The 7480-nt window shown below is 53.0% G+C and carries 6 protein-coding genes and 2 pseudogenes; 5 read left to right on the top strand and 3 right to left on the bottom strand.

Going from position 1 to position 7480, the window contains the following annotated elements; genetic code table 11:
* Nucleotides 1-409: 409 nt before the first annotated feature.
* The 5 genes and pseudogenes from pyrB (at nucleotide 410) to nrdG (ending at nucleotide 5543) form a co-directional block, all read left to right on the top strand.
* Nucleotides 410-1345 (top strand): aspartate carbamoyltransferase, encoded by a 936-nt coding sequence (gene pyrB / locus ACTBDZ_RS13010; RefSeq protein ID WP_438815629.1) that lies wholly within the window; start codon nucleotides 410-412, stop codon nucleotides 1343-1345.
* 14 nt (nucleotides 1346-1359) lie between these two features.
* Nucleotides 1360-1824: an aspartate carbamoyltransferase regulatory subunit gene (gene pyrI, locus ACTBDZ_RS13005; RefSeq protein ID WP_438815628.1), complete on the top strand. Its 465-nt coding sequence runs from the start codon at nucleotides 1360-1362 to the stop codon at nucleotides 1822-1824.
* A gap of 143 nt (nucleotides 1825-1967) precedes the next feature.
* Complete coding sequence (ridA, locus tag ACTBDZ_RS13000) at nucleotides 1968-2354, top strand: 2-iminobutanoate/2-iminopropanoate deaminase (protein ID WP_222159267.1); 387 nt, start codon at nucleotides 1968-1970, stop codon at nucleotides 2352-2354.
* Between the two features lie 490 nt (nucleotides 2355-2844).
* Nucleotides 2845-4944: pseudogene (gene nrdD / locus ACTBDZ_RS12995) on the top strand (anaerobic ribonucleoside-triphosphate reductase).
* A gap of 134 nt (nucleotides 4945-5078) precedes the next feature.
* On the top strand, nucleotides 5079-5543 hold the full coding sequence (gene nrdG / locus ACTBDZ_RS12990; RefSeq protein WP_438815627.1) for an anaerobic ribonucleoside-triphosphate reductase-activating protein: 465 nt from the start codon (nucleotides 5079-5081) through the stop codon (nucleotides 5541-5543).
* A gap of 11 nt (nucleotides 5544-5554) precedes the next feature.
* Here the strand turns inward: nrdG and ACTBDZ_RS12985 are convergent, their stop codons facing one another.
* The 3 genes and pseudogenes from ACTBDZ_RS12985 to ACTBDZ_RS12975 form a co-directional block, all read right to left on the bottom strand.
* Nucleotides 5555-6220 carry an NAD(P)H-binding protein gene (locus ACTBDZ_RS12985; RefSeq protein WP_438815626.1) on the bottom strand — a complete coding sequence of 222 codons (666 nt, stop codon included), beginning with the start codon at nucleotides 6218-6220 and terminating at the stop codon, nucleotides 5555-5557.
* Nucleotides 6221-6248: 28 nt separating this feature from the next.
* The gene (locus ACTBDZ_RS12980) at nucleotides 6249-6698 is read right to left on the bottom strand and encodes a YhbP family protein (protein ID WP_438815625.1); all 450 of its coding nucleotides are present in this window, start codon (nucleotides 6696-6698) and stop codon (nucleotides 6249-6251) included.
* 462 nt (nucleotides 6699-7160) lie between these two features.
* Nucleotides 7161-7358, bottom strand: a pseudogene (locus tag ACTBDZ_RS12975) (biopolymer transporter ExbD); the annotation flags it as partial.
* Nucleotides 7359-7480 lie beyond the last annotated feature (122 nt).

Raw genomic sequence — 7480 nt, 5'->3', positions numbered from 1 at the left:
TGTTATAGGAGGGCCAGTTAGTGATTTTAAAATTTTGTTTTGCCATGGAGACCTGATTTTGAAACAACTATGGTGATCTGATCCGATGATTACCCAAACTTTCTATTTATTCAACAAAGCCTTATTGCGCATAAATTAGCGCTTGAAATAGCAAATCGCGCGCGTATAATGCGCCACAATTTGCCAGGAGGAACCATGTGCGCTTGCATCACCACATGCTGTATTTATCACGCTGCTGACCCCTTTTTTCGTCAGCGCGCCGCCTCTTTTCCGGCAATCACCGATCGTTTAAAAAAAGCCCCTCGTTGAAGGGGCTTTTTTTTGCCTGTCATACCGGGCGAACCTCGCCTGCCGACTGGCCGAGCGAGAGAAAAATGTTTCAGGGCTAACCGTTGGGAGAAAAGCAAACATGGTCAATCCGCTTTATCAAAAACACATCATCTCGATTAACGACCTCACCCGTGAAGATTTGGAGCTGGCGTTGCAGGTGGCCGCCAGCCTGAAGGCCAAGCCGCAGCCGGAGTTGTTAAAACATAAAGTGATCGCCAGCTGTTTCTTTGAGGCCTCGACGCGCACCCGGCTCTCTTTTGAAACCGCGATGCACCGTCTGGGCGCTTCCGTGGTCGGTTTTGCTGACAGTAACAACACGTCGCTCGGCAAGAAGGGCGAGACGCTGGCAGATACCATTTCAGTGATCGGCCACTATGTGGATGCCATCGTGATGCGCCACCCGCAGGAAGGCGCCGCGCATCTTGCCACCGAGTTCTCCGGCGGCATTCCGGTGCTCAACGCCGGAGACGGTGCTAACCAGCACCCGACGCAAACCCTGCTCGACCTGTTCACCGTTCAGGAAACCCAGGGACGTTTGAATAATATCAATATCGCCATGGTTGGTGACCTGAAATATGGCCGTACCGTGCACTCCCTGACGCAGGCACTGGCGAAATTCGACGGTAATCGCTTCTACTTTATCGCCCCCGACGCACTGGCGATGCCGGATTACATTCTGGCGATGCTGGAAGAGAAGAACATCACCTATAGCCTGCACACCAGCATTGAAGAGGTGGTGTCGGAGCTGGATATTCTGTACATGACTCGCGTACAGAAAGAGCGACTGGACCCGTCCGAGTACATCAATATCAAATCGCAGTTTGTGCTGCGCGCGGTCGATCTGAATGCTGCCCGCGACAACCTGAAAGTGCTGCATCCGCTGCCGCGCGTGGATGAGATAACGACGGACGTCGACAGCACGCCTTACGCCTATTACTTCCAACAGGCAGGCAACGGCATCTTTGCACGTCAGGCGCTGCTGGCGCTGGTATTAAATCGCGAACTGGTTCTGTGAGAGGGGAAAGCATCATGACTCAGGATAACAAATTACAGGTTGAAGCCATCAAACGCGGCACCGTTATCGACCATATCCCAGCGCAGGTTGGCTTCAAGCTGCTGACGCTGTTCAAGCTGACAGCCACCGACCAGCGCATCACCATCGGACTGAACCTGCCTTCCAATCATCTGGGGCTCAAGGATCTGATCAAGATAGAGAACATCTTCCTGACAGAGCAGCAGGCTAACCAGTTGGCGATTTACGCCCCGCAGGCCACTGTTAACCAGATTGATGACTACGCGGTGGTACGCAAGCTGGTTCCCAGCCTGCCGGAACGTATTGATGGCGTGCTAACCTGCCCGAACAGCAACTGTATCAGCCGCAGTGAGCCAGTCACCTCGTCGTTCAGCGTCAAGCAACGCGATGGCGATGCGCACCTCAAGTGCAAATACTGCGAGAAAGAGTTTGAACGTCAGGCCGTGCTGGCTGACCGCTAAGCCGCTGTGCGACGTGTGCAGGGTCATCAATGCCATTGCCTGCGCCGCGCTTTTCTGAATAATGGTAAGTTGTATCCCGCCCGGCGCAGGCCCGGCGGGAATTGTCCCTTCGAAAATAGCCACGTCGAAATCCAGGAGAAGCCATGTCACGTAGCATCAGCACGGAACACGCCCCAGCCGCTATCGGCCCTTATGTACAAGGTGTCGATCTGGGCAGCATGATCATCACTTCCGGTCAGATCCCGGTAAACCCGAAAAGCGGCCTGATTGCCGAGGACATCGTCGCACAAACGCGTCAGTCTCTTGAAAACGTGCAGGCCATTGTGGAAGCGGCGGGCCTGAAAGTCGCCGACATCGTGAAAACCACGGTATTTGTGAAAGACCTGCAAGACTTTGCCACCGTTAACGCTACTTACGAAGCCTTCTTTACTCAGCATCAGGCACCGTTTCCGGCGCGCTCCTGTGTGGAAGTGGCGCGTCTGCCAAAAGATGTGAAGATCGAAATCGAAGCCATCGCGGTACGCCGCTAAGCATCGATTGATGCAGCACGGGGCGAAACCGTCGCCCCTTGAGATTGCTGACAAAGTCACTTTACTCTCCGTCATCCTCGGCGAAAGCCGGGGATCTCTGTGAGAATGAACGCGTTTCACCCAGCGATATAATTGCCCTGCTTATTGTTATTTCCCTACGTTTATTATGCTTTTTTGTTCGTAATTTGCCTTATGGCGCAGAGATAAAAAACTACTAATCAAATCAATATATTATTTTTATTTCGCTCAACGCCATTGCACACCCTTTCTACGCTGCTCGAAATTCTTTGTTCCAGGTCAATAAATCGCGAATTTCTTTTCACCCAAAACTACATATAGTGTCTATCATAAATACAGACACTACATGTAGTACTTATCCACAATATCATCCACAACCCCCCGCAGCCCTTGTCCGCTGCGGATTCCGCTTGTGGACAACTCTGAGGAACGAACGTTGAAACCAGTAGTGATTAAACGGGACGGTTGCTAGGTGCCTTTTGATGAAATGCTCATCAAGCAGGCGGTCGAACGTGCTGCGCACGCAGCAGGAGTTGATGATACAGATTACTGTGCAACCGTGGCCTGTGTGGTCGCTCAACAAATGCAAGGGAAAGCACGTGTGGATATCCGTGATATCCAGAACGCCGTTGAAAACCTGCTGATGTCTGGCCAGTATAAGCAGCTTGCGCGTACCTACATTGAGTACCGTCACGATCGTGATGTCGCCCGCGAACAACGCTGCCGTTTGAATCAGGAAATTCGCGGTCTGGTTGAACAGAGCAACATGGCTCTGCTCAACGAGAACGCCAACAAAGACAGTAAAGTGATCCCTACCCAGCGCGACCTGCTGGCCGGTATCGTTGCCAAGCACTATGCCAAGCAACATATCCTGCCGCGCGACGTGGTGATTGCCCATGAACGCGGTGAAATTCACTACCACGATCTGGACTACTCCCCGTTCTTCCCGATGTTCAACTGTATGCTTATCGACCTTGAAGGCATGTTGACCAAAGGGTTCAAGATGGGTAACGCAGAGATTGAGCCGCCAAAATCCATCTCAACCGCGACGGCAGTGACGGCCCAAATCATCGCGCAGGTGGCAAGCCACATCTACGGCGGCACCACCATTAACCGTATCGATGAAATTCTGGCACCGTTCGTCACCGCTAGCCATAAAAAGCACCGGGAAACCGCTGATGAGTGGCACATTCCCGATGCGGACGCCTATGCGCTGTCTCGTACCTAGAGTGCTACGACGCCTTCCAGTCGCTGGAATATGAAGTAAATACGCTGCACACTGCCAATGGTCAGACGCCGTTCGTCACCTTTGGTTTCGACCTCGGCACCAGTTGGGAATCGCGTCTGATCCAGCAATCCATCCTGCGCAACCGTATTGCCGGTCTGGGCAAAAACCGTAAAACTGCGGTGTTCCCCAAACTGGTGTTCGCTATCCGCGACGGTGTCAATCACAAGGCTGCCGATCCGAACTATGACATCAAGCAACTGGCACTGGATTGCTCCAGCAAGCGGATGTACCCGGATATCCTCAATTACGATCAGGTTGTTAAGGTTACCGGCTCGTTTAAGACGCCCATGGGCTGCCACAGCTTCCTTGGCGTGTATGAGGAAGAGGGCAAGCAGATCCACGATGGTCGCAACAACCTCGGGGTAATCAGCCTCAACCTGCCGCGCATCGCGCTGGAAGCGGAACACAACGAAGAGCGTTTCTGGAACCTGCTGGATAATCGTCTGCAACTGGCGAAAAAAGCGTTGATGACGCGCATCGCGCGTTTGGAAAACGTCAAAGCCCGTGTCGCTCCGATCCTGTATATGGAAGGTGCCTGCGGTGTACGCCTGAAAGCAGACGACAACGTCGCTGAGATCTTCAAAAACGGTCGGGCATCGATCTCATTGGAGCTATATTGGGGTTCATGAGACCATTAACGCGCTGTTTGGCAACCAGACACACGTGTTCGACAATGAGCAACTGCGTGAAAAGGCGGTCGCCATCGTCGCACGCCTGAAAGCCGCGACCGATCAGTGGAAAGAAGAAACCGGCTACGGTTTCAGCCTTTACAGTACGCCGAGTGAAAACCTGTGTGACCGTTTCTGCCGTATCGACACCGCTGAATTCGGCGTGGTACCAGGCGTGACCGATAAAGGTTACTACACCAACAGCTTTCACCTGGACGTGGAGAAGAAGGTGAATCCTTACCAGAAAATCGACTTTGAACTGCCCTACCCACCGCTGGCAAACGGAGGCTTCATTTGCTACGGCGAGTATCCGAACCTGCAACATAACCTCAAAGCGCTGGAAGACGTCTGGGATTACAGCTATAGCCGTGTGCCCTATTACGGCACCAATACGCCGATCGATGAGTGTTATGAGTGTGGCTTCACCGGTGAATTTGAGTGCACCAGCAAAGGCTTCACCTGCCCGAAATGTGGCAATCACGACTCCGCACGCGTATCTGTAACGCGTCGGGTATGTGGCTATCTGGGCAGCCCGGATGCACGTCCGTTTAACGCCGGGAAACAGGAGGAGGTCAAACGCCGGATCAAGCACCTCGGCAATGGTCAACTGGGCTAAGCAGCCCGCGTCGTGCCTGATGGTCGCAAGGATGTGACCAGCTTTGCACGCTTACCGGTGTCAACGGACGCCGGATATCTCTACTCATAAAATCTTTATTTATCAAAATATTATACAGTAAACAATGCCATACCATGAATTATCACCAGTACTACCCGGTTGAAGTGGTCAACGGGCCCGGCACGCGCTGTACGCTGTTTGTTTCCGGTTGCGTACATCAATGCCCAGGTTGCTACAATAAAAGCACCTGGCGGCTCAATTCCGGCCAGCCTTTTACTCAGGCGCTGGAAGACCAGATCATTGCCGATTTGCAGGATACGCAGATTTCGCGCCAGGGCTTGACGCTCTCCGGTGGCGATCCGCTCCATCCACAAAACGTACCGGATGTGCTGCGTTTGGTGGAGCGCATTCATGCCGAATGCCCCGGAAAAGACATCTGGATGTGGACAGGCTACCTGCTCGCTGAGCTTACGCCCGCACAACAACAGGTTGTGGCACTTATCAACGTACTGGTAGACGGTAAATTTGTACAGGATCTCAAAGATTCTGCGTTAATCTGGCGCGGCAGCAGCAATCAGGTTGTCCATCGTTTGCGATGACAGTCGCAGACTTAACCGTGCAACTCCGGCGCAAGCGGCGGGCTGCCCCAGGCGCGCAGTTCCTCGGCCTCGAGCACCGTCACACTGGCTTTTGGTTCGGGTGAAAAGGCGTGATTCATCAGTGCACGGGCCACGGCTTTTCCTTCAATCGCTCGCCATTTAGCAGGCAGCCACTTGAGCAGCGGTGCGGAAAAGTGCTCCAGCGGCCGTCGCGTTGTCCGTTCGCCCAACAGCAGTGAAGGGCGTACCAGTGTCAAATGTCGCCAGCCTTGCTGACGCAACGCCGCTTCCATCTCACCTTTGATGCGTGAATAGAAAAACGGAGACGTAGCACTGGCACTCATCGCGCTCACTGTGAGCAGGTGTGTAGCGCCCAGCGCCTTGGCCCGCGCGGCACTGTCGACCACCAGCGTATAATCCACAAAGCGAAACGCCTGCTTACTGCCCGCCAGCTTGCGCGTGGTCCCCAGGCAGCAAAACACAATATCGACCGGCTCATGCAATTGCGCCAGCGCAACGCGCACATCCTCATGACAAGGATTGACCAGTTTATCCTGAGCGGGCAGAGGCCTGCGCGTGGGCGCATAGATAACCTCTACCCGGCTATTGGCTTGCAGCAGCTTCAGCAATTCCTGCCCAATCAATCCTGTCGCGCCTAGCAGCAATACTCGACTCATGGCTCCTCCTGTTGCCAGATGCATTCAGTTATCCGTCGTTTTCCTCGTCGCGGTGCCAATGCCGTTTGGTGCCAAAACCCAGCGTATTGTCCGTCATCTTCAGGGTATCGATCCGCAAGCGCCAAACGGGTGAGGTCGCCCCCCGGGCGATAGGAAAACGCTGTGTGTAGCGCTCGCGGGCCGACACGGCCTCTTCCCCCTGTAGCAGTAATGCCTGACCGCTGAACTGCACGCCTTTGATCAGCATGACGGTTTTAGGTTGCCCGGCAATCGTCCCGGCAACCGCCGGGTAGTGCAGCATCATTTCACCATGACGCGTCGAGGTTTCTGTCATGATGTAGAAAGCGACCTCATTTTCGTCATAAGTATAGAAGCAGCTCGCACACCATAATTCCGAATTTCCCCCTACGCATAGCGTCAACACATGCAGCTTTTTCATATAGCGGGAAATAATAGACAGCTCCTTTCCTTTGCTCATCAGGCCTCTCCTGGTGCTATGACACGCATGACACACCCGCGCGCGTTAAAACAAAAATCAGAATATTACGCATTACCGATTCCACCGCTATATACCCTGTGCTATGCGTGATTGCACGGTAAAACCTTATCGTAGTTCGATAAGTTACTCGCAACCTCTCATAATGCGTCATGGCGGTGAAAAATCAACCTGTTGTAATCATTACGCCGTGCTGTAATGCAAACAGGCAGCGTCACCGATGCCGAAAGCGCAGGCCATGTCTTCAGGGTAAAAAGCCCATGTGAAATCGCGAATGACGGATGCGCGTTGCTGACGGCACACTTTACACGATGTGTTGGGGAGAAAGTTTGACGTTGATGGGGTTATACGGGGACGCCGTAGGCAAAGGGGCAATATACGCGTTTTACCTGAACGCACAGTATGAGAGGCCGTCCCGCCAGAAACGCGGGACGGTCCAGGCAATTATTTACCGGCTGACTCCATACCCACCAAGCCGACCTTCAGATAGCCCGCCTTGCGCAAGGTATCCATAACACGCATCATGGTTTCGTAATCGACGGTTTTATCTGCCTGGAAGAAAATGGTGGTCTCTTTGTTGGCACCCGTTTGCTCATCCAGCAGGTTGGTGAGTCCTGTCTCACTCACGGCAATATCACCTATAGCGCGGCAAATCATTTGATACCGAAAGGCAAAATATTTGATACGCTCAAAAATCACACAAATGAAAATTATTTGATACCAATTGCTGTACTGATGTAACGCTTTTATTGTCCCTAAAACAT

The organism is Symbiopectobacterium sp., assembly GCF_051710365.1.
GTDB lineage: Bacteria > Pseudomonadota > Gammaproteobacteria > Enterobacterales > Enterobacteriaceae > Symbiopectobacterium.
This window is presented reverse-complemented; position numbering and strand designations above follow the sequence as displayed.

Bases quoted from the DNA above. Each gene is read 5' to 3' on its own strand.
- pyrB (WP_438815629.1), top strand. From the start codon at position 410: ATGGTCAATCCGCTTTATCAAAAACACATCATCTCGATTAACGACCTC.
- pyrI (WP_438815628.1), top strand. From the start codon at position 1,360: ATGACTCAGGATAACAAATTACAGGTTGAAGCCATCAAACGCGGCACC.
- ridA (WP_222159267.1), top strand. From the start codon at position 1,968: ATGTCACGTAGCATCAGCACGGAACACGCCCCAGCCGCTATCGGCCCT.
- nrdG (WP_438815627.1), top strand. From the start codon at position 5,079: ATGAATTATCACCAGTACTACCCGGTTGAAGTGGTCAACGGGCCCGGC.
- ACTBDZ_RS12985 (WP_438815626.1), bottom strand. From the start codon at position 6,220: ATGAGTCGAGTATTGCTGCTAGGCGCGACAGGATTGATTGGGCAGGAA.
- ACTBDZ_RS12980 (WP_438815625.1), bottom strand. From the start codon at position 6,698: ATGAGCAAAGGAAAGGAGCTGTCTATTATTTCCCGCTATATGAAAAAG.